Origin of the sequence: Microvirga sp. Mcv34 (assembly GCF_024519725.1) — a bacterium.
In the GTDB taxonomy this organism is placed as follows: Bacteria; Pseudomonadota; Alphaproteobacteria; order Rhizobiales; family Beijerinckiaceae; genus Microvirga.
Genome location: NZ_JALJRK010000005.1, coordinates 157089 through 179042, shown reverse-complemented (window position 1 = coordinate 179042; position 21954 = coordinate 157089). Strand labels below are relative to the sequence as shown.

The following is a 21954-nucleotide window of genomic DNA, read 5'->3' as shown; positions in this document are numbered from 1 at the left end:
CGAGGGCGCCAAGGCGGTGGCCGCCGGCATGAACCCGATGGACCTCAAGCGCGGCGTCGACATGGCCGTCGAGGCCGTGGTGGCGGATCTCAGGAGGAACGCCAAGAAGGTGACCTCCAACGACGAGATCGCCCAGGTCGGCACCATTTCGGCGAACGGTGATGCCGAGGTCGGCCGCATGCTGGCGGAAGCCATGCAGAAGGTCGGCAATGAAGGCGTGCTCACCGTCGAAGAGGCGAAGTCGCTCGAAACCGAGCTCGAAGTCGTGGAAGGCATGCAGTTCGACCGCGGCTATCTCTCGCCGTACTTCATCACGAACGCCGAGAAGATGGTGGCCGAGCTCGAGGATCCCTACATCCTCATCCACGAGAAGAAGCTTTCCGGCCTCCAGGCGATGCTGCCGGTTCTCGAATCCGTGGTGCAGACCGGCAAGCCGCTCCTCATCATCGCCGAGGACGTGGAAGGCGAGGCGCTCGCCACCCTCGTGGTCAACAAGCTCCGTGGCGGTCTGAAGATCGCCGCCGTGAAGGCTCCGGGCTTCGGCGACCGCCGCAAGGCCATGCTCGAGGACATCGCCGTCCTGACCGCCGGTCAGACGATCTCCGAAGACCTCGGCATCAAGCTTGAGACCGTTCAGCTCCCGATGCTCGGCCGCGCCAAGCGCGTTCGCATCGAGAAGGAGAACACCACAATCATCGACGGCGCCGGCCAGAAGGCCGACATCGAGGCCCGCGTGTCGCAGATCAAGGCGCAGATCGAGGAGACCACCTCGGACTACGACCGTGAGAAGCTCCAGGAGCGTCTGGCCAAGCTCGCAGGCGGCGTCGCGGTGATCCGCGTCGGCGGCGCGACCGAGGTCGAGGTGAAGGAGAAGAAGGACCGCGTTGATGACGCCCTGAACGCCACCCGCGCTGCGGTGGAAGAAGGCATCGTCCCCGGCGGCGGAACGGCTCTCCTGCGCGCCAAGGGCGCCGTTGCGAAGCTCACGACCGACAACCCGGACGTTCAGGCCGGCATCAAGATCGTGCTGCGCGCCCTCGAGGCTCCGATCCGCCAGATCGCCGAGAACGCCGGCGTGGAAGGCTCGATCGTCGTCGGCAAGATCAACGACAACGCGAAGTCCGACACCTTCGGCTTCAACGCCCAGACGGAAGAGTTCGTGGACATGCTCCAGGCCGGCATCGTCGACCCGGCGAAGGTCGTCCGCACGGCTCTGCAGGACGCGGCTTCCGTGGCCGGACTGCTCGTCACGACCGAAGCCATGGTCGCCGAGGCCCCCAAGCGCGAATCCGCTCCGGCCATGCCGGGCGGCGGCATGGGCGGCATGGGCGGCATGGACTTCTAAGTCCTACGCTTCAGTAGAAATAAAGAAGCCCCGGAGGAAACTCCGGGGCTTTTTTTGTCCAAAGTTGTCAAGTTATATGAAATATAATAACGATATGGAGCTTATCTGATAGGTGCTCTCATGACTATTTATGTGATCGATCAAACGCGGCCGCTGCCGCCCACTCACGATAGTTATGACCACGCCCTCGACCTCGTGAGAGGCGATACCGTCATTCTCTCCCAAGGTGCCTCTATTGAAGCCTTTGGCTTTAGGGCCAATGGCATCAACGGTGGAAGTAACACTACTCTCTTCATTGACGGAACGGTCTCTGCACATTCAACGGCAGTTTCTACACATGGCGTGGCAACGATCGGAGCTGCAGGCATCCTATCGGGTTTGCGGTTTGGTGTTGAATTTACCTGGGGTCAGGAGGGGGATGGAGCCAATGTCCTATCCAATGCGGGCAACATTTGGGGAGGGGGCGCCGGAGTTTCGATTGAGAGTTTTCAGGCAATCATCACGAATTTGGGTCTCATCAAAGGTGATAATGTTGGTATTGAGTGGAGACCGATAGGTAGCGCTGCGACCGAGATTCCTCATATCGTCATCAACAATTCCGGCACCATAGAAGGTGCCGGCGCTGCCTTAGAGTTCGGATTTCTTTACAGCCAAGACGCAAAACTCGCCATCAACAATACTGGCATCATCAAAAGCGGAGCCGGAGTCAACGAGGCCATTTTCGGAGTTTCACACGGTCAAACAATCATCAGGAACCAGGGGCATATCGGCGGAGATATCTTCCTTTTCGATGGCAAGGACGTTTACGACGGCCGAGGCGGAACGGTCAGCGGCGTCATCAACCTCGGCAAAGGCGACGATATCGCCTATGGCGGTGACGGTTCAGAAACGTTCTATGGTGACGGCGGTCATAACTTCATCGATGGCGGCGAGGGCATCGATATGCTGAAATTTGCCTGGGAGAATTATCAGTATGGCGTTCCGATTTCCATCGATCTGAGAGACTGACTGAAAAAGGTTGAGTGGCCTCAAGCCCCTGTGATTCCGTCGGATTTGCGAAGATTCGATGGAGTTCACGATGGTTTGGACCGAGGCCACTCGCCGACAGTATCGGCGAGACGGGCTGCGCTATGCAAGCAACCTCACCGATGCCGAATGGGCGCTGATCGAACCCTTCATGCCCGCCGCCCGGCAGATCGGGCGTCCTCGCATCACCTGCCTGCGGGCCGTGGTCGAGGCCATCCTCTATCTCGCCTCGACCGGTTGCCAGTGGCGCCAGTTGCCCAAGGAGTTTCCGCCGTATTCGACCGTGCAGGGCTATTTCTATGCCTGGTCACGGGACGGCACCTTCGAGCGGATCAACCATGCTCTCGTGGCGGCCTCGCGCGAGAAGGACGGCCGTGACGTGAGCCCCTCGGCCGGCGTGATTGACAGCCAGTCGGTCAAGACCACGGAAAGCGGCGGTCCGCGCGGCTTTGATGCCGGCAAGAAGATCAAGGGGCGCAAGCGCCACATCATCACCGACACGCAAGGCCATCTGGTCGGGCTGAGGGTCCATACCGCCGACATCCAGGACCGGGATGGTGCGGTGGAGGTGCTCACCTCCATCCGGGCGCTGTATCCCTGGCTGCGCCATGTCTTTGCCGATGGCGGCTATGCGGGCGACAAGTTGCGCGACGCGATCGCCACTCTCGGACGCTGGACGATCGAGATCATCAAACGCTCGGATGCGGCCAAAGGCTTTAAGGTGCTCAAGTGCCGGTGGGTTGTGGAGCGGACATTCGCCTGGATTGGACGCTGCCGTCATCTGGCCAAGGACTTTGAAGCCTCTATCGAGAGTGCCGTCGCCTGGACCTTTATCGCCCATATCCGGATGCTGACGAGGCGGCTCGCAAGACCCTGAAATCAAACCCGTCTTTCTGAGTCAGACTCTGAGAAACACCGGGGAGCAGCAGGTCAACAACGTTGGCCATATCGCATGGTACACGGTTCGAAACATCGAGAACCTGATCGGCAACGCGGACAATGACAGGTTCATCGGCAACGACGTCGCTAACATACTCGTGGGTGCTGCCGGTCATGACATGCTTGACGGTCAGGGTGGCAATGACATTCTCAACGGTGGGTCAGGAAACGATACTCTCATCGGTGGGGCTGGCACGGATATCGCCGTATTATCGGGCCGGTTCTCCGATTATGAAGTGTCCCTTAATGTAAATGGCACCGTAACCATCGTAGACTCGCGCTTTCCTGGTGATAGCGTTGATGTGCTCACTGGCGTCGAGTTCGCACTCTTCAACGACATGATCTTCACGTTGCCGACGGTCGCGTCCGCGCCCGCTCCAACGACACCGGCTCCCAATCCGACAGGACCATTCGTTCCGACGCCGGGGACGCCGTCCATGCCCGTGGATGCCTCCGCTCCTCTTCCCGCCGTTGCGCCTTCGCCAGTCATCCTAACTCCTGCCAAGAATCTCTCCTTCCGTGGCGGCAAGAAGGCGGACAACTTCGCGGGCGAAAGCGGCCACGATTATCTCAACGGCGGCCTCGGCAACGACACGCTGACCGGCGGCGACGGGCAGGACACGTTTGCGTTCAGCGGCAAGCTGGGTGCGAAGAACGTGGACCTGATTACGGATTTCGAGCACGCCGACGACTCGATCAGCCTGTCGAAGGCAGTGTTCGCGAAGATCCAGAAGGGCATGCTGACCAAGGGTGCGTTCTGGATCGGCGCACAGGCGCACGACAGAAGCGACCGCATCATCTACAACGACAAGACCGGCACCCTGTCCTACGATGCGGACGGCACGGGCACGAAATACGCCGCGATCAAGTTCGCCCAGTTGAAGGCAGGGACGCTGCTGATGGCGGATGACATCTTCATCATGTGACCCTGACCAGACCGTGCTCACATCAAAAAGCCCCGGAGTTTCCTCCGGGGCCTTTTCATTTGGGCTTTCGCTAAAAACTTACGCCGCCTGCTTCAGGCCTTCGGCCACGAGCGCTTCCTGCACCTTGGGACGCTCGGCCACGCGGGCCATGAAGGCGCTCAGGTTCTTGAAGGACGAGATGTCGATGGCGTGGAAGTTCGTCCAGTTCACGACCGTGAAGAGATAGGCGTCGGCGATCGTGAAGGTCTCGCCCATCAGGAAGGGCTGCTTGCCCAGGACTTCGTCAAGATAGGCGAAGCGGGTGGCGAGACGGTCCTTCGTGGCCGCCTTCGTGGCATCCGGCGTGGAGGGGTTCCAGAGTGGGCCGAAGCCCTTGTGGATCTCGGAGCTGATGAAGGTGAGCCACTCGATCAGGCGGTAGCGCTCCGTGGTGCCGTTCGCCGGGGCAAGGCCCGTGCCGGGCTGCTGGTCGGCGAGATACTGGATGATCGCAGCTGCCTCGGTGAGCAGGGAGCCGTCCTGCAGGGCGATGGCCGGCACATACCCCTTGGGGTTGATGGCGCGGAAGTTCTCGCCGGTCTCGGTGAGATGCTTCGCGAGGTCGACCTTCACGAGGGTGACGGGCAGGCCGGCCTCACGGGCCACGATGTGCGGAGCGAGCGAGCAGGCGCCGGGGGTGTAGTAGAGCTTCATGGGACGGTCCTTGGCAGCGGGTGAACAATTTCATGCATCTGCATGAATATTCATATGCACTTGCATCGAAATGTCAAACATGATGCAATTGCATAGAAGCATGAGAGGCTTTGCCGTGGCGCAAGAAGTGCAGGAACCGTCGGATGCCGTGACCGATGCCTGGGTCCGCCTGATCAGGGCGCAGCGGGAGGTGGTCGGCCGGATCGAGGCGGACATGAAAGGTGCCGGTTTCCCGCCCCTGACCTGGTACGATGTTCTCCTGCACCTGAAGCGCCGGCCTGACGGACGGGCCTCGCCGCGGGAGATCGAGGATGCGGTGCTCTTCGAGCAGTACAACCTGTCCCGTCTCCTCGACCGGCTGGAGACGGACGGTCTCGTGCGCCGCATTCCGTTTCCCGGAGACAGGCGGCGCCAGCTTGTCGAGATCACGGAGGAGGGGCGGGCGCTCCAGCGGCGCATGTGGGGCGTCTACGGACCGGCCATCAGCCGCTCCGTCGGCGGGAAGCTCTCCGAAGGGGAGGCGGAGCAGCTGGCGGCCCTGCTGCTGAAGCTGATGCCCTCCGAGCATACCTGAGCTTTTACGAACGATCTGGACCGCAGGGCGTTCATGAGAGAAGACGGCTAAGTTCCAGCCGACGAGGGATCTCCGGTGAAACGCTGTTGCTCACTCTCCACCAGATCGCTGCGCAGCATTCTGGCCAGCCTGGGTCTCATCCTCGCTGCGGCCGTCATCCCGAGCCTGTCTTCGGTTCAGGCGCAGCCGTCTCCGGTCTCGCGGCCCAGCTCGACTTCGATCCGAACGCCGGACTTCGACGAGACCTTGAGCTGGTATCAGGACAAGCTCGGGTTCCGGTTGATCGGCTCGGAGAACTTCGTCCAGGGGCGCAGGGCCGTTCTGGAGCGCAGCGGCTTCCTCCTGGAAGTGACCGAGGTCGATCACCTGCTGCAGCAGGATCAGGATCCTGGCGCCACGGGCGACGTCGCGGTCACGCGGCTGCCGGTGATCAGTCTTCTCGTCCCCGATGTGGACAAGGAGGTTTCTCGCCTGCGCAAGGCCGGAGTCGACATCCTTCAAGCCCCCGAGGACGAGCTCGACGGACGCTTCCGGACGGCGCAGGTCCGCGACAATGGCCGCCATCGCATCGAGCTGCGCGAGCCCATCGACGAGAGCGGCTTCAACGCGATGGGACGGTAAAAAAGGCTCGGGTCCGGGAATAAGGCCGGGTGTGGCGTGTCTCTGAGACGTGGTCATCGTCGACCTCAAGGAGGACACCCATGAAGCCGCTTCTGCGTCCGGCCATTCTGGCCGGAGCCCTGATCGCCGCATCCGCCGCCCTCGCCCAGACCGCCGCCCCCGCGAAGGTGGCGGATACGAGCAAGGGCAAGGCTCTCGTCGATGCCAAGGGCATGACCCTCTATACCTTCGACCGCGACTCGGCCGGGAAGTCCGCCTGCAACGGCCAATGCGCGCAGAACTGGCCGCCTCTCATGGCCGCTGGCGGTGCCGCCGCCTCGGGCGACTGGAGCGTGGTGACACGCGACGACGGCTCCAAGCAATGGGCCTACAAGGGCAAGCCGCTCTATCTCTGGGTCAAGGACACCAAGCCCGGCGAGGTCACTGGGGACGGCGTCAACAATGTCTGGCATGTCGCGACGCCGTAAATGTTGCCGGATGTCCCGGTTCATCGTTCAATGATGCCGCCAACCGAGACTTGACCTTGGACGAGATCGCGACCCTTCTCGAACCGCAGATTCCGGGCCTGCGCCGCTATGCCTGGGCCCTTCTGCGCGACGACGAGGCGGCGGACGATCTCGTCCAGGATACCCTGGAACGCGCCATCAGCCGCTGGCACCAGCGGCGCGACGGCGATCTGCGGGCCTGGCTCTTCGCGATCCAGCGCAACCTGTTCATCAACGCCCTGCGCCAGCGCAAGGTGCGTGGAATGCATGTGGGAGAGGAGGCGCTGAACGACGTTCAGGCGCCCGACATGAGCCCTGAAAGCCATGCGGGCCTTCACGACGTTCTGAGGGGGCTCGATGCTCTGCCCGAGGAGCAGCGCTCCATCCTGCTGCTGATCGGCGTCGAGGACCTGTCCTACGAGCAGGCCGCGCAGGTGCTGGGCATTCCGCTCGGCACGGTGATGTCCCGCCTGAGCCGCGCGCGGGCGCGCCTGAGGGAATTCATGGAGAACGGGCGCAGCGCCGTCTTGAGGAGAGTGAAGTGACGGGCGAGCGACCCATCGGAGAAGACGACCTGCAGGCCTTCGTGGACGGAAGGCTCCCGCCGCCGCGACGCGAGGCGGTGAAGGCGTATCTCGCCGAGCACCCTGCGACGGCCGAACAGGTCGAACGCGAGATCGAGCTCCGTGAAGCCCTGCGTGCGCGACTGGCCTTCAAGGCACGGGAGCCGATTCCCTCGCGCCTGCGCGTCGCCAATCTCGTGGCGGCGCGCCGCCGCTCCCCGCTGTGGCGTCCCGCGGCATTCGCCGCCGTTCTGACGTGGCTCGCCATCGGGGGCGTCCTGGGAGCCTGGGGCGGCGTCTGGTGGGCGTCACGCGCGCAGAGGCAGGCAGAGGCCGTGAGCGTTGCCGACAACGCCATCGCGGCGCATCGCATCTATGTCAGCGAGCGGCTGCACCCCGTGGAGGTTCCCGCCGAGCAGGAGGCGCATCTCGTGCAATGGCTCTCGCGCCGCGTGGGCAAGCCGCTGACGGCGCCGAACCTGAACGCCCAGGGTTACCGCCTCATCGGCGGGCGGCTGTTGCCCGACAGCGGGGAGGCGGCGGCGCTCTTCATGTACGAGAACGGAGGCGGAAACCGCCTGACGCTCTACGCGCGCTCGGGCGATGATGCGCAGACGTCGTTCCAGTTCGAGGAGCGGGACGGCGTCTCGGCGTTCTCCTGGATCGAGAACGGCCTGTCCTACGTGGTCACGGCGAAAGCCGACCGCGCGCAGCTCCTGCCCATCGCCGAAGCGATCTATAAGCAGTTCGAGACTGCAGGCGACCCCGCGAAGGGCCGCCTGTAGCGTTCGTCGTATCCGTCAGCCGAACACGGCCGGGTCGGGACCGACGCGGCCGGAGGCATCGTCGAGACCGGCGATCGCGCGCATCGCATCCGCATCCAGAGAGAAATCGAAGATGTCGAGGTTCTCGCGGATGCGGGACGGCGTGACGGACTTCGGGATTGCGATGAACCCGTTGTCCAGATGCCACCGAAGAATGACCTGAGCCGGCGTTTTGTCGTACTTGCGCGCCAGGGCGACGAGCTCTTCGTTCTCCAGGATCGTTCCCTGGCCGAGCGGGCTCCAGGCCTCGGTGGCGATTCCGTTCGCGGCATGGAACTCGCGCAGTTCCTTCTGCTGGAAGCCCGGATGCAGTTCGATCTGGTTGACGGACGGCGTCACGCCGGTCTCGCCGATCAGCCGCTGCAGATGCGGCACCATGAAGTTCGACACGCCGATGGATTTCGCGCGGCCATCCTGCTTCAGCTGGATCAGCGCGCGCCACGTGTCGAGATAGGCTTCGCTGCCTGCGACCGGCCAGTGAATGAGATAGAGATCGACATGATCGAGCCCGAGGCGCGCGAGGCTCTCGTCGAAGGCCCGGAGGGTGTTGTCGTAGCCGTGACGGTCGTTCCACACCTTCGTGGTGATGAAGAGCTCCTCGCGCGAGACGGGCGCGGCCTTGATGGCCTGCCCCACGCCTTCTTCGTTGCCGTAGATGGTGGCCGTATCGATGGAGCGGTATCCGGCCTTGATGGCTTCGCCGACAACGCTCGCGGCTTCCTCGTTGGAGACCCGCCAGACGCCGTAGCCGAGTTGCGGCATGGCGATTCCATCATTCAGGCGGACAGTGGGTATGGTCGGCATAGACGGCTCCATTGATGGTGCGGCGGGAGAAGTCGGCTGGCGCATCGCGCGGAAAACCAGGTCCACTTTCCCGCAAGGACGATGCTCTGTTCAATGAGTGAAGCATCGCATAGGATCCCGAAAGCGCAATCCACTGTCGGGCCCGATGCTTCGGGTTGGGAATCATCAAATAGTGATCGCCTCGGTCCGGCGCCATGCCGGAACCGGCATAGCGACCCCGCGTTGCAAGCTTGGCACATCTTCTCTCGATGCAGGAGCTCGCATTGTCCGTTCCAGAAGCCCGGAAGGGTACGCCCGATCCGACCCTCGATCAGGCCGAGTTCCGCAAGCGCTTTCTCCAGCAGTTTCAGGACCCCGCCTACGAGCCGCTGGCCGGCGAGCTTCAGCGGATCGCCGATGCGGCCTGGGATGCCTACAGCCATCACAGGAAAAGCCCCAAGACCCGCAAGGCCGGCCCGGGCTTCGCGGATCCGGATTACGATCTCGCGGTCGACTGGATCGCCGCCAGGGAGGCGATCGACCTCGCGCAGAAGCGGCACGAGGATCCGAAGGCTCCATCCCGGTTTCTCCTGATCTCGGCCTCGTCGCGCAGCGAACACACCTGTCCAGGCGAGATGTCCAAGAGCTATCGTCTCGTGGAGATCGCCCGCGAGGTTCTCGCCAGCGCCGGAAACACCGAGGTCGAAGTGCTGGAGCTGAGCCGTCTCACGGCGGAGTACGGCCGCCATATCCATCCCTGCAAGGCCTGCTTCTCCACGGCGGCCGCTTTGTGCCACTGGCCTTGTTCCTGCTACCCCAACTATTCGCTCGGACAGACGCAGGACTGGATGAACGACATCTACCCGAAATGGGTCGAGGCCCACGGGGTCATGATCATCACGCCTGTGAACTGGTATCAGGTCACCTCGCCCCTGAAGCTGATGATGGACCGGCTCGTCTGCGCCGATGGCGGCAATCCTGATCCGACGTCGACGCAGGGCAAGGAGACGGATCTCGCGAAAGGTCTCGAGTTGAAAGGCTGGGATTATCCCAAGCACCTGGAGGGGCGGATCTTCTCCGTCATCGTCCACGGCGATGCGGAGGGCGCAGGCGGCGTCCGCCGCAGCCTGTCCGACTGGCTGCGCGCCATGGATCTCGAGCCCGCCGGAGGAGCGGCGGAATTCGAGCGCTATATCGGTTATTGGAAGCCCTACGCCACCAGCCACGAGGAACTCGACCGGGATCAGGCCGTGCAGGATGAGGTGCGTAACGCCGCCTGGACGCTGCTGGAAGCGGTCACGGCGAAGCGGGAGGGGAAACTCGTCTCCGCCGGCAACAGCCTCAAGGAGCCGCGCCAGAAATGAAAGGGCCGGGCCATGCCGCCCGGCCCTTCGAGAGGGTTCGTAAGATCGGCTCTATTTAGGAGCCGACTTGACCTCGGCGTCCCACTTCTTGAGCAGGCGCGTCCGCTCCGCCACGGAGCCGTATTTGGCCGTGTCGTAGTTGATCAGCTTCATCTCCGAGAGCTTCGGCGCATCCGGTGAAACCGGCGCGTTCTTGTTGGACGCGATGGAGTAGATCTTCAGGTCCGCGCCCACGAGCTTCTGCGCTTCGGCCGAGAGCGCCCAATCGACGAACTTCTGCGCCGTTTCCGTGTTCTTGCCGCCCTTCACGACGGAGATGGAGCCGGTCTCGTAGCCCGTGCCCTCGCAGGGAGCGAGCGTTTTGACCGGGGCACCTTCGGCGATCATCGTCACCATGTCGTGCATGAACGCGATGGCGATTCCGGTTTCGCCCAACGCCACGGCCTTGACCGGGGCCGCGCCAGACTTGGTGTATTGATTGACGTTCTTGTGCAGGCTTTTCATGTAGTCGAAGGCCTTGTCCTCACCCATCAGCTGAACCAGCGAGGCCAGGAAGACATAGGCGGTGCCGGAGGAGTTCGGATCCGAGACCTGCACCTCGTCGCGGTATTTCGGATCGAGCAGATCCGCCCAGCATTTCGGCTCTGGCAGGCCGCGGCTTTCGAGCACCTTCGTGTTGTAGCCGATGCCGAGGGCGCCGAGATAAGTTCCCGTCGCGCGGTAGCCGGCCTGCTCGGCGAAGCGCTGCGCCCAATCGTGCAGCTCCGGCAGTTCGGGCGACTTGTATTCGACCGTTAGCCCTTCCTCGGCCGCCTGGATATGGGAATCGCCCGGACCGCCCCACCACACGTCAGCACGCGGATTCGAGGCCTCGGCCCGGATCTGCGCCAGGGTCTCGCCGGTGCTCTTGCGCACCATCGTGGCCTTCGCGCCGGTCGCCTTCTCGAAGGCCGCGACGCCGACGCGGCACTGCTCCTCGAGGATGGAGCAGTAGATGGTGATTGGCGCCTGGGCCTGAGCGGCCAGAGGGGATGCGCAGAGGGTCGTCGTGAGGGCCAGGCCCAGCCATGACAGTCGCATGAGATTTCCTCCCGTATGCCGGGCTGCATCGGCCCGGCTCGCTTTGTGCTTCAAGGAACTCTGCGATGTGGAAGCTTAGCCGGCTTTTTTGTCAAGGAGGCTTTGGTCGAGTGCGGATTCATTCGATCGACGGCGAACAACAAAAAGGCCGGGCATGAGGCCCGGCCTTGATGTGTGGAGGATGTGTCGCTTACCAGCTGGTCAGCACGGAGCCCTTGAACGTCTCCTCGATGAACTTCTTCACCTCGGGGGTGTGATAGGATTCGACGAGAGCTTTCACCCAGGGCTTGTCCTTGTCTTCGCTGCGCACTGCGATGATGTTCACGTAAGGCCCTTTCGGGTTCTCACGGGCGATGGGGTCCTTCACCGGATCGAGACCGCCGGAGGTCGCATAATTGGTGTTGATGATCGAGGCATCCACGTCATCGAGCACGCGCGGCCCTTGGGCGGCTTCGATCTCGACGAACTTGATCTTCTTCGGGTTGTCCGTGACATCGAGCGGCGTCGGCTTGTAGCCGGTGCCTTCCTTCAGCTTGATCAGCCCCTTGTCCTGCAGAAGGATCAAGGCGCGGCCGCCATTGGTCGGATCGTTCGGAATCGAAATGGTTGCGCCGTTCGGGAGAGCGTCGAGGCTCTTGTGCTTCTTCGAGTAGATCCCAATCGGGAAGTTCACGGTGAGCGCGACGCTCTCGATCTTGAAGCCACGGTCGGCCACCTGGTTGTCGAGATAGGGCTGGTTCTGGAACGAGTTCGCCTCGATGTCGCCGCCAGCCAGAGCCGTGTTCGGCACCACGTAGTCGGAGAACTCGACGATCTTAAGGTCGAGGCCCTTCTTCGCCGCAATGGGCTTCACGGCTTCGAGGATCTGCGCATGCGGGCCGGGCGTAGCGCCGATGCGGATGGTCTGCGTCTGCTGCGCGAGAGCCGGCAGGGCGGCGAGCGAGAAGAGGGCGGCGAGGCCCAGTTTCTTGAGGGACATCGGATACTCCTTGAACGATGTTCTTGGTAAAGATCAGGCGTGGCGGATGCGCTTGTTGAGACGGCGGGCGAGGCGGTCGCCGATGCTCTGTACGGCCTGGACGAGGACAATGAGCACGACCACGACGGCGAGCATCATCTCGGGCATGAAGCGCTGATAGCCGTAGCGGATGCCGAGGTCGCCGAGGCCGCCGCCGCCGACTGCGCCCACCATGGCCGAGAAGCCGAGGAGCGACACGACCGCGAGCGTGAGGCCGAGCACGATCCCGGGCAGGGCCTCCGGGATCAGCACCTTGCGCACGATCTGGATCGGGCTTGCTCCGAAGGCGCGCGCTGCCTCAATCAGCCCCTGATCCACCTCACGGATCGCACCTTCGATGAGGCGCGCGATGAAGGGCGTGGCTGCGATGGTCAGCGGCACGATGGCCGCATTGGTGCCGATGGAGGTGCCGGCGATCAGGCGCGTAAAGGGGATGATCGCGACGACCAGGATGATGAAGGGCGTCGAGCGGGTGGCGTTGACCACGACGCCGAGCACGCGGTTCACCCAGGGGGCGGCGAACAGCTCACCCTTGCCGGAGGTGGCGAGGAACACGCCGAGCGGAAGGCCGAACAGAGTGGCGATCAGGGCCGCGACCGCGACCATGTAGAGGGTTTCGCCGGTGGAATTGGCGATGAGGCGGATCATCTCAGGCGACATGGCCGAGGACCTCCGTGTCGAGACCGTGCTTGTTGAGGAAGTCGAGCGTGGTGGCGAGGGCCTGCTCCGGTACGCCGACCACGAGGGTACCGAAGGGCCGCCCTGCGATTTCGTCCACCGAGCCCGACAGGATGTTGGTCTCGATGTTCAGATCGCGGGCGAGCCGCGCGAGAACCGGATCCGTGGCGTGCGGGCCGCGGAAGCCGATGCGGACGACGGCCTGGCTGCCCGGCGTCGCCTCGGCCTTGAGCCGGCTCTGCACGTAGGGTGGCAGCGCGCGGCCGGACTCGTCGGCCAGGAAGGAGCGGGTCACCTCATGCTGCGGCCGGGTGAAGACCTCGAACACGTCGCCCTGCTCGACGATGCGCCCGCCTTCGATCACCGCGACCTCGCGGGCGATGTTGCGGATCACCGCCATCTCGTGGGTGATGAGCAGGATGGTCAGGCCGAGCTCGTCGTTGATGCGGCCGAGCAGGTCGAGGATCGACCGGGTGGTCTCCGGGTCGAGGGCCGAGGTCGCCTCGTCCGACAGGAGAACCTTGGGCTTGGTGGCGAGCGCGCGGGCGATGCCGACGCGCTGCTTCTGCCCGCCGGAGAGTTCGGAAGGATAGCGGTTGCGCTTGTCCGAGAGGCCGACCAGGGCCAGAAGCTCGTCGACTCGGGTCCTGATGTCGGCTTTGTCGTAGCCCGCAACCTCGAGCGGCAGAGCGATGTTCTGGGCGGCCGTGCGCGAGGACAGCAGGTTGAAGTGCTGGAAGATCATGCCGATGGAGCGGCGGGCATGGCGCAGGGCGGCCTCGGGCAGGGCCGCGATATCGGCGCCGTCGACGATCACCTTGCCGGAGCTCGGCTTCTCCAGCCCGTTCACCAAGCGGATCAGGGTTGACTTGCCGGCGCCCGAGCGGCCGATGACGCCGAGGATCGAGCCCTGAGGCACGGCGAGGTTGATTTCCTGCAGGGCCGTGACGGGCTGGCCGTCACGGCCGGGGAAGGTCTTCGACACCTTTTCCAGGCGCACGATGGGCTCTGCCGGAATCAGGCGCTGGGCGGCCTGTTCGCCGAGATAGCCAAGGGGGGCGTTCATGGGGTCGCCTTCTTCAGTGACGTCGGGGATGTCGATATGACACATGAAACATCCCGTTCTCTAAGTCAACCTTTTCGTTCTATAAACAGGACGCGCTGCTTTTTCCGAACGGGGCAGGCCATATAACGGCCTGTCGCTCATCTCACAAGGCTGCTATCGCTTGCGCAGGGCGGAAGTTCCTCCTTTCTTTCGCCACAAGCACCCTTGATCCGGCTTTCCCGGATTTCTATGGAGCCGGGAACGGGACCTCGGCAGGAGATGTGTATGATCAAGGCGAGCATTGCGCTGGCAATCCTGGGTTTGGGCGTGCTGGCAGCCTCCCTGTCCGGGGCGGTGGCCGTTCCGTTCTACCTGCCCCTCTCGACCCTGGCCCTGGCCGGGATCGTGTATGTCGGGCGGGACATCCCGAAATTCCTGCGCATCTTCCTCGTGATGCTTTCGGCGACGCATCTCGTGCTCGTCCTGCTCGTCCTCGGGGCCGTCGCAGGCCTGATTACGGGCGACTACACCGGCTACGTCCCGCCGCCTTCGGCCGCGCTTGGCGCCACCGCCTTCGGGGCGATCATCTACGGCCTGGCTCATGTGCCGGTCGTCCGCACCATCTGCCGCATCACCGACCGCTACCTCGATTCCCAGGCCGACAGCGTCATCCGCATTCCGTTCCTCGGTCTCGTGCGGGCCCGCGAAGGCACCATCGGCACCTGGATGATCGCAATCCTCATCGCGATCAACCTCGCCCAGGTCGCCCTCAACGTCCGCCTCAGCTTCTTCTCGCGCGACATGTTCAATGCGCTCGAGGCCAAGGACGCAGCCGCCTTCTGGTACCAGCTCTTCGTCATCTTCACCCCCCTGGCGGCGGTGTTCGTGTCCATGGCGCTGACCGAGGTGCTGCTGCAGAACGTGCTCACCATCCGCTGGCGCGCCTTCCTCAACACCTATTACGTGCGCGAGTGGCTCGGCGACGGAACGCATTATCGGATGCAGATCATGGGCCGGGGCGCCGACAACCCGGACCAGCGTATTTCGGAAGACCTGCGCAAGTTCGTCGAGAGCACCTATTCCTTGTCCGTCGGCCTCATGAACCAGGCCGCGACCCTCGTGTCCTTCGTGGCCATCCTCTGGACGATCTCTGCGGGCTTCACCTTCCCGGGGACAAGCGTGGAGATCCCCGGCCTGCTGGTCTGGGTCTGCGCAGGCTATGCCATTCTCGGCACCTGGGTGACGCATCTCATCGGCCGCCCATTGATCGCCCTCAACTTCGAGCAGGAGCGCGTGGAGGCGAACTACCGCTTCTCCCTGGCGCGCCTGCGCGAGTACACGGAGCAGGTGGCGCTTCTCTCCGGCGAGCGGGCCGAACGGGAGGGCCTCGGACGGCGGTTCGGGCAGATCGTCGACAACTACATGCGGATCGTATTCCGCCTCATCAAGCTCAACACCTTCACCTCGGCCTATTTCCAGGCCAACGTCGTGGTGCCCTATATCCTGACCGCGCCCTATTACTTCATCGGCAAGATCTCGCTGGGCCAGATGCAGCAGGTGGTCGGCGCGTTCTCGCGGGTCGAGTCGGCCCTGACCTACTTCATCACGATCTATACGACGCTCGCCGACTACAAGGCCGTGCTCGACCGTCTCACCACGTTCGAGGGCGCGATCGCGTCCGCTCAGCGCGTCGGCGGGGAGAGCAAGCTCACCGTGAACGAAGCCTCCGGCCGGGATCTGCGCCTGAAGGATCTCGATGTGCGCCTCCCCGACGGCAGCGCCCTGATGCACACTGACACCCTGACCTTCCATCCGGGCGAGCGCACGCTGATGACCGGTCCGTCGGGCTCGGGCAAATCCACCCTGTTCCGCGCCATCGCCGGGATCTGGCCCTTCGGCGAGGGGCAGGTGCTGGTGCCCGAGGGGCAGACCATGATGCTCCTGCCGCAGCGGCCCTATATCCCCATCGGCACCCTGCGCGAGGCCGTCACCTATCCGGGCAGGGCCGAATCCTATGACGACGTGCAGATCGCCCAGGCCCTGCGCTCGGCGAGGCTGCCGCAGATCGCGGAGCGTCTCGACGAGGACCGCAACTGGGCCCAGACCCTCTCTCTCGGCGAGCAACAGCGCCTCGCGGTCGCCCGGGCGCTCCTCGCCAAGCCCGACTGGCTGTTCCTGGACGAGGCGACGGCCGCCCTCGACGAGCCCACAGAAGGGGAGATCTACCGGATCATCCGGGAGGAGCTGCCAACCACGACCGTCGTGTCCATCGGCCACCGCTCGACGCTCTCCGCCTATCACGACCGGCGCGTCGACATGAAGAAGACCGAAAGCGGCCTCTCGACCCCGGTGGACCTGCGCCAGGCCGAGCCTGCGGAATAGGTCGACGCGCTCTCACGTCATCACCGGCCTTGTGCCGGTGATCTCGATTGCATGGGACGTCGAGCTTTCTCGTATCGGGATGGCCGGCACAAGGCTGACCATGACGTAGCGGGTACCATCCTCGCAACCGATCAGTCCCTGACTGGCGAGACGCACGAACGAAAAAGGCCGGCTTCACGCCGGCCTTTTCAATTCCAGTGAGCCCAATGCCTCAGAGCGAACGCTCCAGAACCAGCCGGCCGCCGTTCTGGGTCTGGATGATCAGGTTGCGGCCCTGGATGTCCCATTTGCCCGAGGAACGGAGCGCCACAAGGAAGGCCTGCTCGAGGGCCATCGTGGACTTGTCGCAGCTCTTCTTCGTCAGGGCGAAGGGGCCGACGGCCAGGCCTTGCTCGCGCAGGGGGTAGGCCGCGGTGGCGTAGGTGTTGCAACCGCTGAAGCCGGTGGCGCGGAGCTGGTCGTCGAGCTTGAAGCTCGGACGCTCGCCGGTGAACGGCTTGCCGTTCAGGCTGACGGCCACCCAGGAGGAGTTCAGCGGGAACATCTTGCCGCCCTCGCCGGGCTGCGGGACCTTGTTATCCACCTGACGGGTCGGGCCGACCGGTCGGCCGAGGGTTGCTGCCGACTGGGCATGAGCTCCCGAGACGGCGGCGAGAGCCACCAAACATGTCGCAAGTCGAAGCGCGTTCATCGGAACCTCTACTACAAAAAAGCGCAGGGACCATAAGAGGCCTTGGGCATTGAGGCAACTCTCTCCCGCGAAGATGCACACCAAGGTTGAAGCCTTGGTGAAGGCGCGTTCACGATCACGCTATCCGATCCGCCGCATGAGCCGCTCGGTGAGCGCGTTGGTGGGGCGGAACAGGTAATCGAAAGCCCGGACTGAAATATCCTGCGCGCCGATGCCCTGCAGGGCTGCCACGATTTCGAACACTGTCGTGGCCCGGCAATGCAGCACGACCTCTCGACCCAGCGCATTGCCGTAAGGGAGGGCCACCCCATGCTCTTTCGCGAGAGCGACCAGCGCGGAAGCCCGCGCCGGATCGAGCGCCGCGCGGACTTCTCGGCTGGTGCGGGCCTCTTCCTCGGCGGCGATGCGGGTGAGCACGGCGGTGGCGGCGGCCCGGGCACGGTCGGACCAGGGAGCGCGCGCGGAGGCCACGAGGTTGGCCTCGGAGCGCAGCATCACGCCGTCATCGAGGATCTTCAGGGCGTTGGCCGAAAGCGTGGCGCCCGTTGTGGTGATGTCGACGATCAGCTCCGCCGAGCCTGCACCCGGCGCGCCCTCGGTGGCGCCCAGGCTCTCGACGATCCGGTAATCGGCCACGCCTTTGTCGGCGAAGAACCGGCGGGTGAGGTTCACGTATTTGGTCGCGACCCGCATCTTGGTGCCGTGGCGCGCGCGAAGATCGGCCGCGACCTCGTCGAGATCGGCCATACTCCGCACGTCGATCCAGGCCTGAGGCACGGCGACCACCACGTTGGCATGCCCGAAGCCCAAGGGGGTGAGCAGTTCCACGGTTTCGTCCGCGTCGGCGATCTGCTCGCGGATCAGGTCCTCCCCGGTGATGCCGAGATGGGCCGTGCCGCTGGCGAGCTGGCTCACGATCTCGGACGCCGACAGGAAGGCGACCTCCACGTCGGGCACGCCGGCGAGCGTGCCGCGATAGTCGCGGGCGCCCCGGGACTGGGTGAAGACGAGGCCGGCCCTGGCGAAGAACGCGGCCGCGTTCTCCTGCAGGCGCCCCTTGGAGGGAACGGCCAGAATGAGAGGGGAATCGGTCATCAGGGTGTCCCCACGATGCGGTCGAGCCAGAAGGAGCAGCCAACCGCCGGGATCGGCGCATCGGCGCCGAGATGCTCGAGCAGGTGGTCGTATCGCCCGCCGCCCACGACGGGCTTGCCGTCGCCGCGGCGCGGGTCCTGCACCTCGAAGATGAAGCCCGTGTAGTAGTCGAGATTGCGGGCGAAGGTGGCGGCGAAGGAGAAGGTGCTCACATCGAGCCCCCGGGCCGCCATGAAGCCGGTCCGCTCCTCGAAGAGACTCAGCGCTCCGTCGAGATCGAGCCCTGCATCCTTGGCGAGGGTCCTCACCGCATGGGCTGCCTGGTCCGGGTCGCCCGCGATGGTGAGATAGCGCTCCAGCACCTGCCGGGCGTCGTCGGGCAGGCCCGTCCGGTTCGCCGCGCGGGCCAGGAAGCGCTCGGCGATCTCGCCCGCGCTGCGTCCGCCGACCCGGGCAATGCCCGCAATGGACAGGATGTCCTCCACGAAGGCCTTGGCGGCCTGGGGCGCCTGTCCCTCGATGGCGGCGAGAAGGCCCGCGTGCTCCTGGGCGCCTGGCCCATCGGGCTCGGCGAGGCTCGCCAGCCCCTGGCCCGACACGATGGCCCGGATCACGCGCCTCTTGGCGGCCGGCGCGATCCCCAAGGCGTCGATCAGGGCATGGAGCAAGCCCATGTCGCCCAGCTTCACGATGGGGGCGGGGCCGCCGAACTGCGTGAGGCCGTCCAGGGCGAGGGCGAGAATCTCCGCATCGACCGCCGAGACGTCCTTGCGACCGATGGATTCGAGGCCCGCCTGCAGAAACTCGCCGCTCTCGCCCGGGCGCATGCGGAAGACCGGTCCGCCGTAGGAATAGCCGGAGGGCTGGGCCCCATGCCGGTGGAGATGATGCAGGCAGACCGGGATCGTGTATTCGGGCCGCAGGCACAGTTCCGCCCCCGAGGCATCCTGCGTCACGAACATGCGCCGCCGGATATCCTCGCCCGAAAGGTCGATGAACACGTCCGCCGGCTGCAGCACCGGCGGCTCGATCCGCGCATAGCCCTCGCGCTCGAAAAGCGCGATCAGCGCAACAATGGCATCCGTCTCCGTCACTGGCGTCGCCCAATCCTCATGTCGGCATGCTCTCTACCAATGCGTGGCCCGGAAGGCGATTGTTTTCGACCGGAAGGGTGAATGCGGGCCAGGCGCGTTCAGGCTCAGAACCGCGTGATGACGCTGATCCCTAAGCCCTCGAACCGGTCCATGGCCATCAGGGCGGCGGGGGCCTCGTCGAGACCGATGTGCTGGCCGACGAGCTTCTGGGGCGCGAGCTTGCCGGTGCGGATCATGGCCATCATGTCCTGATAGCGGAAGGCCTGCATGCCGTGGCTGCCGTAGACCTCCAGCTCGTGGGCGATGATCTGCGCCATCGGCACCTGCGCGCGGGCATGGTCTCCCACCATCAGGCCGACCTGCACATGCCGCCCGCGGCGGCGCAGGTTCGCGATGGAATTGAAGCAGGTCACCGGATGGCCCAGGGCGTCGATGGACACATGCGCGCCGCCCCGGGTGATCTCCTTCACCGCGCCGACCACGTCGGCGGCATCGCGCGCATTGACGGTCGCGACCGCGCCCATGGTCCGGGCGAAGGCGAGCTTCTCGTCGGTGAGATCGACGGCGATCACATTCGCCCCCATGGCACTGGCGATCATGATAGCCGAAAGGCCCACGCCCCCGCATCCATGCACCGCCACCCATTCGCCGGGCTTGACGCGGCCCTGGTCGACGATGGCGCGGAACGACGTGACGAAGCGGCAGCCGAGGCTTGCGGCGGTAGCGAAATCGAGTTCGTCGGGCAGGGCCACGAGATTGGTGTCGGCATAGTCGACCGCCACATATTCCGCGAAGGACCCCCAGGCCGTGAAGCCCGGCTGGAACTGCTGCTCGCAGACCTGGTGATTGCCCGAGTGGCATTCATGGCAATGCCCGCAGCCGCCCACGAACGGTACGGTGACCCGGTCGCCTTTTCTCCAGCGCGTCACCTGCCTGCCGGTTGCCAGAACCGTGCCGGCCAGTTCATGCCCCGGCACGTGCGGCAGCACCACGTCGGGATCGTGCCCCATCCAACCGTGCCAGTCGCTCCGGCACAGTCCCGTCGCCTCCACCTTGATCACGACCCCTTCCGCCGAGGGCGTCGGATCCGGCACGTTCTGCACGCGCGGCGGCTGGCCGAACTGCTCGAAGAGAACCGCTTTCATGGGAGGCATTCCTTCTACGGCCGACAGGGAAGGGCGGTATAGCGGGCGGGTGACGATGGGGCAAATTCCAACGTCGTCTCTCAAAGGTGACGATGTGATACTTTGTTGTTATTCATGATTTATGATGCAAATCGCCGCCTTCTTTCTCGTGCTCATTATCGCCGTCACCGGCTCGTCTCCAGCTTCCGCGCATCGTCCGTACTTCACTCAAGTGGAGAAAATTCAGCTTCCCAGTGGCGAGATGGGAGAAGCGAGACTTTTGAACGGAGATGGAATTTTGGGTCCGGATCCCGTGCGCGTCATCATCGTGGATGCGCATGGACGGTTGCTGGCACGAAGTCACAAGACGCGTTCGATGGTGCTCTCATGCTGGGAAGTGAGACGATGTCTCATCTTCGATTTCTCCGCGGGGAAGATACTCGACCCTACGCCGTCGTCCTTCCGGTCAGGACCAATTGTACCGGGCCTCTCGGATCATGAACGGGACGGTTTGTGGGAACTGGAGAATGGACTTGAAAACTGGGGCTTCTCGCGCCGGGATCCAAGTTTCAGAGAAAAACTCCTCGGTTACCAGGCGATGCTATCCGACAAAATTCCAGAGGTCGTCTTCAGTGTCGTCATAGGCGCTTTGTGCGCTCTCCTAGGTGCAGGAGTCATTGTCATCAAAAGGCAGCCTAGAAGGCGATACTTCGAAACCTTCATGGCAGCTTTAGCAATCTTTCTGATCCTCGGAATGGGGCTCTTCCTCATCCTGGTCTCAGGCTTTTTCGGTCTCCTTGGAGGGCTGACTCTGGCCCCCTGGCTGATTTCGGTTTGCCTAGGAGGAGGTTTGGTCTTCGGTGGCACCTTGATCCGAAAATGGATCCGAACACAAACCTCATTCCAGTAAGCAGCCTCAACCTCGATACCGCCCGAACAGCACCTTCGTTTCCCCGTAACCCCGCCGCTCGACCTCCTCGAAACCTTCCGGCAGGGTGACTTCGGCGTTCTGCGCCTCTTCCACGATCACGAGGGCATCGGGCATGAGCCAGCCGCCTTCGGCACAGGAACGCAGGGCCTTGGGCGCCAAGTCCTTGCCGTAGGGCGGGTCGCAGAAGACGACGGAGAAGGGCGCGTTGGGGGCGGCATCGCCCATGCGGGTGGCGTCGCGGCGGAAGAGCCGGGTGGCGCCGCCGGCGCCGAGGGCTTCCACGTTCTCGCGGATAATGCCACGGGACTGCGCACCATCGTCGACGAAGAGCGCGAAGGCGCCGCCGCGGGAGAGCGCTTCCAGCCCCAGGGCGCCGGTTCCGGCGAAGAGGTCGAGCACGCGCGCGCCCTCGATCGGGTCGTCATAGCCGTGCTGGAGGATGTTGAAGAGCGCCTCGCGCAGGCGGTCCGAGGTCGGGCGGATCGCGTCCGAGCTCGGCCCCTTGAGCGAGCGGCCGCGCCAGCGTCCGCCCACGATTCTCATGTTCTGAACCTCATTGAGAGAGTCTTGGAAAGCTCATCCTAGGAGTTCGGATTATCAAGGACCAGCAACCCTCCCCCCGTCATCACCGGCCTTGTGCCGGTGATCCCGATCCGAAAAGCGCCGCACCTCA

22 protein-coding genes and 1 pseudogene are annotated in these 21954 nt (G+C 64.1%); 12 read left to right on the top strand and 11 right to left on the bottom strand.

Annotated features, from left to right (window positions below; genetic code table 11):
* The 4 genes from groL to OC446_RS05185 form a co-directional block, all read left to right on the top strand.
* On the top strand, window positions 1-1345 hold a 1345-nt coding region (groL, locus tag OC446_RS05200; protein WP_262027981.1), incomplete at its 5' end, for a chaperonin GroEL.
* Window positions 1346-1465: 120 nt separating this feature from the next.
* Window positions 1466-2353 carry a hypothetical protein gene (locus OC446_RS05195; protein WP_262027980.1) on the top strand — a complete coding sequence of 296 codons (888 nt, stop codon included), beginning with the start codon at window positions 1466-1468 and terminating at the stop codon, window positions 2351-2353.
* 70 nt (window positions 2354-2423) lie between these two features.
* On the top strand, window positions 2424-3248 hold the full coding sequence (locus OC446_RS05190; protein WP_262027979.1) for an IS5 family transposase: 825 nt from the start codon (window positions 2424-2426) through the stop codon (window positions 3246-3248).
* A gap of 160 nt (window positions 3249-3408) precedes the next feature.
* Window positions 3409-4236, top strand: coding sequence for a hypothetical protein (locus OC446_RS05185; protein ID WP_410055008.1), 828 nt, complete (start codon window positions 3409-3411; stop codon window positions 4234-4236).
* 78 nt (window positions 4237-4314) lie between these two features.
* Here the strand turns inward: OC446_RS05185 and gstA are convergent, their stop codons facing one another.
* Window positions 4315-4929 carry a glutathione transferase GstA gene (gene gstA, locus OC446_RS05180; RefSeq protein WP_262027978.1) on the bottom strand — a complete coding sequence of 205 codons (615 nt, stop codon included), beginning with the start codon at window positions 4927-4929 and terminating at the stop codon, window positions 4315-4317.
* 100 nt (window positions 4930-5029) lie between these two features.
* Between gstA and OC446_RS05175 the strand changes: the two genes are divergently transcribed.
* The 5 genes from OC446_RS05175 to OC446_RS05155 all read left to right on the top strand — a co-directional run bounded on the left by OC446_RS05175 (window position 5030) and on the right by OC446_RS05155 (window position 7957).
* Complete coding sequence (locus OC446_RS05175) at window positions 5030-5503, top strand: MarR family winged helix-turn-helix transcriptional regulator (RefSeq protein ID WP_262027977.1); 474 nt, start codon at window positions 5030-5032, stop codon at window positions 5501-5503.
* Between the two features lie 75 nt (window positions 5504-5578).
* Window positions 5579-6124, top strand: coding sequence for a VOC family protein (locus OC446_RS05170; protein ID WP_262027976.1), 546 nt, complete (start codon window positions 5579-5581; stop codon window positions 6122-6124).
* An 80-nt stretch (window positions 6125-6204) separates the two neighbouring features.
* A complete protein-coding gene (locus OC446_RS05165) occupies window positions 6205-6591 on the top strand; it encodes a hypothetical protein (protein WP_262027975.1) in 387 nt (128 codons plus the stop codon).
* Between the two features lie 56 nt (window positions 6592-6647).
* Window positions 6648-7154, top strand: coding sequence for a sigma-70 family RNA polymerase sigma factor (locus OC446_RS05160; RefSeq protein ID WP_262027974.1), 507 nt, complete (start codon window positions 6648-6650; stop codon window positions 7152-7154).
* Window positions 7151-7957 carry an anti-sigma factor family protein gene (locus OC446_RS05155; protein WP_262027973.1) on the top strand — a complete coding sequence of 269 codons (807 nt, stop codon included), beginning with the start codon at window positions 7151-7153 and terminating at the stop codon, window positions 7955-7957. Before OC446_RS05160 ends, OC446_RS05155 begins: the two co-directional genes overlap by 4 nt.
* A 15-nt stretch (window positions 7958-7972) precedes the next feature.
* Here the strand turns inward: OC446_RS05155 and OC446_RS05150 are convergent, their stop codons facing one another.
* Window positions 7973-8800, bottom strand: coding sequence for an aldo/keto reductase (locus tag OC446_RS05150; RefSeq protein WP_262027972.1), 828 nt, complete (start codon window positions 8798-8800; stop codon window positions 7973-7975).
* Between the two features lie 263 nt (window positions 8801-9063).
* On the opposite strand from OC446_RS05150, the gene OC446_RS05145 reads away from it, so the two are divergent.
* The gene (locus OC446_RS05145) at window positions 9064-10143 is read left to right on the top strand and encodes a flavodoxin family protein (protein WP_410055007.1); all 1080 of its coding nucleotides are present in this window, start codon (window positions 9064-9066) and stop codon (window positions 10141-10143) included.
* Between the two features lie 51 nt (window positions 10144-10194).
* Here OC446_RS05145 and OC446_RS05140 read toward each other — a convergent pair whose 3' ends face one another.
* The 4 genes from OC446_RS05140 to OC446_RS05125 all read right to left on the bottom strand — a co-directional run bounded on the left by OC446_RS05140 (window position 10195) and on the right by OC446_RS05125 (window position 13985).
* Window positions 10195-11223 carry an ABC transporter substrate-binding protein gene (locus OC446_RS05140; protein ID WP_262027971.1) on the bottom strand — a complete coding sequence of 343 codons (1029 nt, stop codon included), beginning with the start codon at window positions 11221-11223 and terminating at the stop codon, window positions 10195-10197.
* A gap of 190 nt (window positions 11224-11413) precedes the next feature.
* On the bottom strand, window positions 11414-12202 hold the full coding sequence (locus OC446_RS05135) for a MetQ/NlpA family ABC transporter substrate-binding protein (RefSeq protein ID WP_262027970.1): 789 nt from the start codon (window positions 12200-12202) through the stop codon (window positions 11414-11416).
* A 33-nt stretch (window positions 12203-12235) separates the two neighbouring features.
* On the bottom strand, window positions 12236-12901 hold the full coding sequence (locus OC446_RS05130) for a methionine ABC transporter permease (protein WP_262027969.1): 666 nt from the start codon (window positions 12899-12901) through the stop codon (window positions 12236-12238).
* Complete coding sequence (locus OC446_RS05125; RefSeq protein ID WP_262027968.1) at window positions 12891-13985, bottom strand: methionine ABC transporter ATP-binding protein; 1095 nt, start codon at window positions 13983-13985, stop codon at window positions 12891-12893. The genes OC446_RS05130 and OC446_RS05125 overlap by 11 nt, the downstream gene beginning before the upstream one ends.
* 264 nt (window positions 13986-14249) lie before the next feature.
* Between OC446_RS05125 and OC446_RS05120 the strand changes: the two genes are divergently transcribed.
* Complete coding sequence (locus OC446_RS05120; protein WP_262027967.1) at window positions 14250-16346, top strand: ABC transporter ATP-binding protein/permease; 2097 nt, start codon at window positions 14250-14252, stop codon at window positions 16344-16346.
* A 211-nt stretch (window positions 16347-16557) separates the two neighbouring features.
* Here OC446_RS05120 and OC446_RS05115 read toward each other — a convergent pair whose 3' ends face one another.
* From OC446_RS05115 to OC446_RS05100, 4 genes are all read right to left on the bottom strand, one after another.
* Window positions 16558-17037, bottom strand: coding sequence for an META domain-containing protein (locus tag OC446_RS05115; protein WP_262027966.1), 480 nt, complete (start codon window positions 17035-17037; stop codon window positions 16558-16560).
* 120 nt (window positions 17038-17157) lie between these two features.
* Window positions 17158-18132 (bottom strand): ATP phosphoribosyltransferase, encoded by a 975-nt coding sequence (hisG, locus tag OC446_RS05110; protein WP_262027965.1) that lies wholly within the window; start codon window positions 18130-18132, stop codon window positions 17158-17160.
* On the bottom strand, window positions 18132-19226 hold the full coding sequence (locus OC446_RS05105; RefSeq protein ID WP_262027964.1) for an ATP phosphoribosyltransferase regulatory subunit: 1095 nt from the start codon (window positions 19224-19226) through the stop codon (window positions 18132-18134). The genes hisG and OC446_RS05105 overlap by 1 nt, the downstream gene beginning before the upstream one ends.
* 104 nt (window positions 19227-19330) lie before the next feature.
* Window positions 19331-20371 (bottom strand): zinc-dependent alcohol dehydrogenase family protein, encoded by a 1041-nt coding sequence (locus tag OC446_RS05100; RefSeq protein WP_262027963.1) that lies wholly within the window; start codon window positions 20369-20371, stop codon window positions 19331-19333.
* 121 nt (window positions 20372-20492) lie between these two features.
* On the opposite strand from OC446_RS05100, the gene OC446_RS05095 reads away from it, so the two are divergent.
* Window positions 20493-21260: a hypothetical protein gene (locus tag OC446_RS05095; protein ID WP_262027962.1), complete on the top strand. Its 768-nt coding sequence runs from the start codon at window positions 20493-20495 to the stop codon at window positions 21258-21260.
* Between the two features lie 6 nt (window positions 21261-21266).
* On the opposite strand, the pseudogene rsmD reads toward OC446_RS05095, so the two are convergent.
* A pseudogene (rsmD, locus tag OC446_RS05090) lies at window positions 21267-21827 on the bottom strand (16S rRNA (guanine(966)-N(2))-methyltransferase RsmD); the annotation flags it as partial.
* Window positions 21828-21954: the final 127 nt, after the last annotated feature.

Excerpts from the sequence above, each read along its gene's own strand:
- OC446_RS05190 (WP_262027979.1), top strand. The coding sequence starts at position 2,424 with ATGGTTTGGACCGAGGCCACTCGCCGACAGTATCGGCGAGACGGGCTG.
- hisG (WP_262027965.1), bottom strand. The coding sequence starts at position 18,132 with ATGACCGATTCCCCTCTCATTCTGGCCGTTCCCTCCAAGGGGCGCCTG.
- OC446_RS05150 (WP_262027972.1), bottom strand. The coding sequence starts at position 8,800 with ATGCCGACCATACCCACTGTCCGCCTGAATGATGGAATCGCCATGCCG.
- OC446_RS05195 (WP_262027980.1), top strand. The coding sequence starts at position 1,466 with ATGACTATTTATGTGATCGATCAAACGCGGCCGCTGCCGCCCACTCAC.
- OC446_RS05130 (WP_262027969.1), bottom strand. The coding sequence starts at position 12,901 with ATGTCGCCTGAGATGATCCGCCTCATCGCCAATTCCACCGGCGAAACC.
- OC446_RS05115 (WP_262027966.1), bottom strand. The coding sequence starts at position 17,037 with ATGAACGCGCTTCGACTTGCGACATGTTTGGTGGCTCTCGCCGCCGTC.
- OC446_RS05140 (WP_262027971.1), bottom strand. The coding sequence starts at position 11,223 with ATGCGACTGTCATGGCTGGGCCTGGCCCTCACGACGACCCTCTGCGCA.
- OC446_RS05125 (WP_262027968.1), bottom strand. The coding sequence starts at position 13,985 with ATGAACGCCCCCCTTGGCTATCTCGGCGAACAGGCCGCCCAGCGCCTG.
- OC446_RS05165 (WP_262027975.1), top strand. The coding sequence starts at position 6,205 with ATGAAGCCGCTTCTGCGTCCGGCCATTCTGGCCGGAGCCCTGATCGCC.
- OC446_RS05095 (WP_262027962.1), top strand. The coding sequence starts at position 20,493 with ATGATGCAAATCGCCGCCTTCTTTCTCGTGCTCATTATCGCCGTCACC.
- OC446_RS05120 (WP_262027967.1), top strand. The coding sequence starts at position 14,250 with ATGATCAAGGCGAGCATTGCGCTGGCAATCCTGGGTTTGGGCGTGCTG.
- OC446_RS05100 (WP_262027963.1), bottom strand. The coding sequence starts at position 20,371 with ATGAAAGCGGTTCTCTTCGAGCAGTTCGGCCAGCCGCCGCGCGTGCAG.
- gstA (WP_262027978.1), bottom strand. The coding sequence starts at position 4,929 with ATGAAGCTCTACTACACCCCCGGCGCCTGCTCGCTCGCTCCGCACATC.
- OC446_RS05175 (WP_262027977.1), top strand. The coding sequence starts at position 5,030 with ATGAGAGGCTTTGCCGTGGCGCAAGAAGTGCAGGAACCGTCGGATGCC.
- OC446_RS05135 (WP_262027970.1), bottom strand. The coding sequence starts at position 12,202 with ATGTCCCTCAAGAAACTGGGCCTCGCCGCCCTCTTCTCGCTCGCCGCC.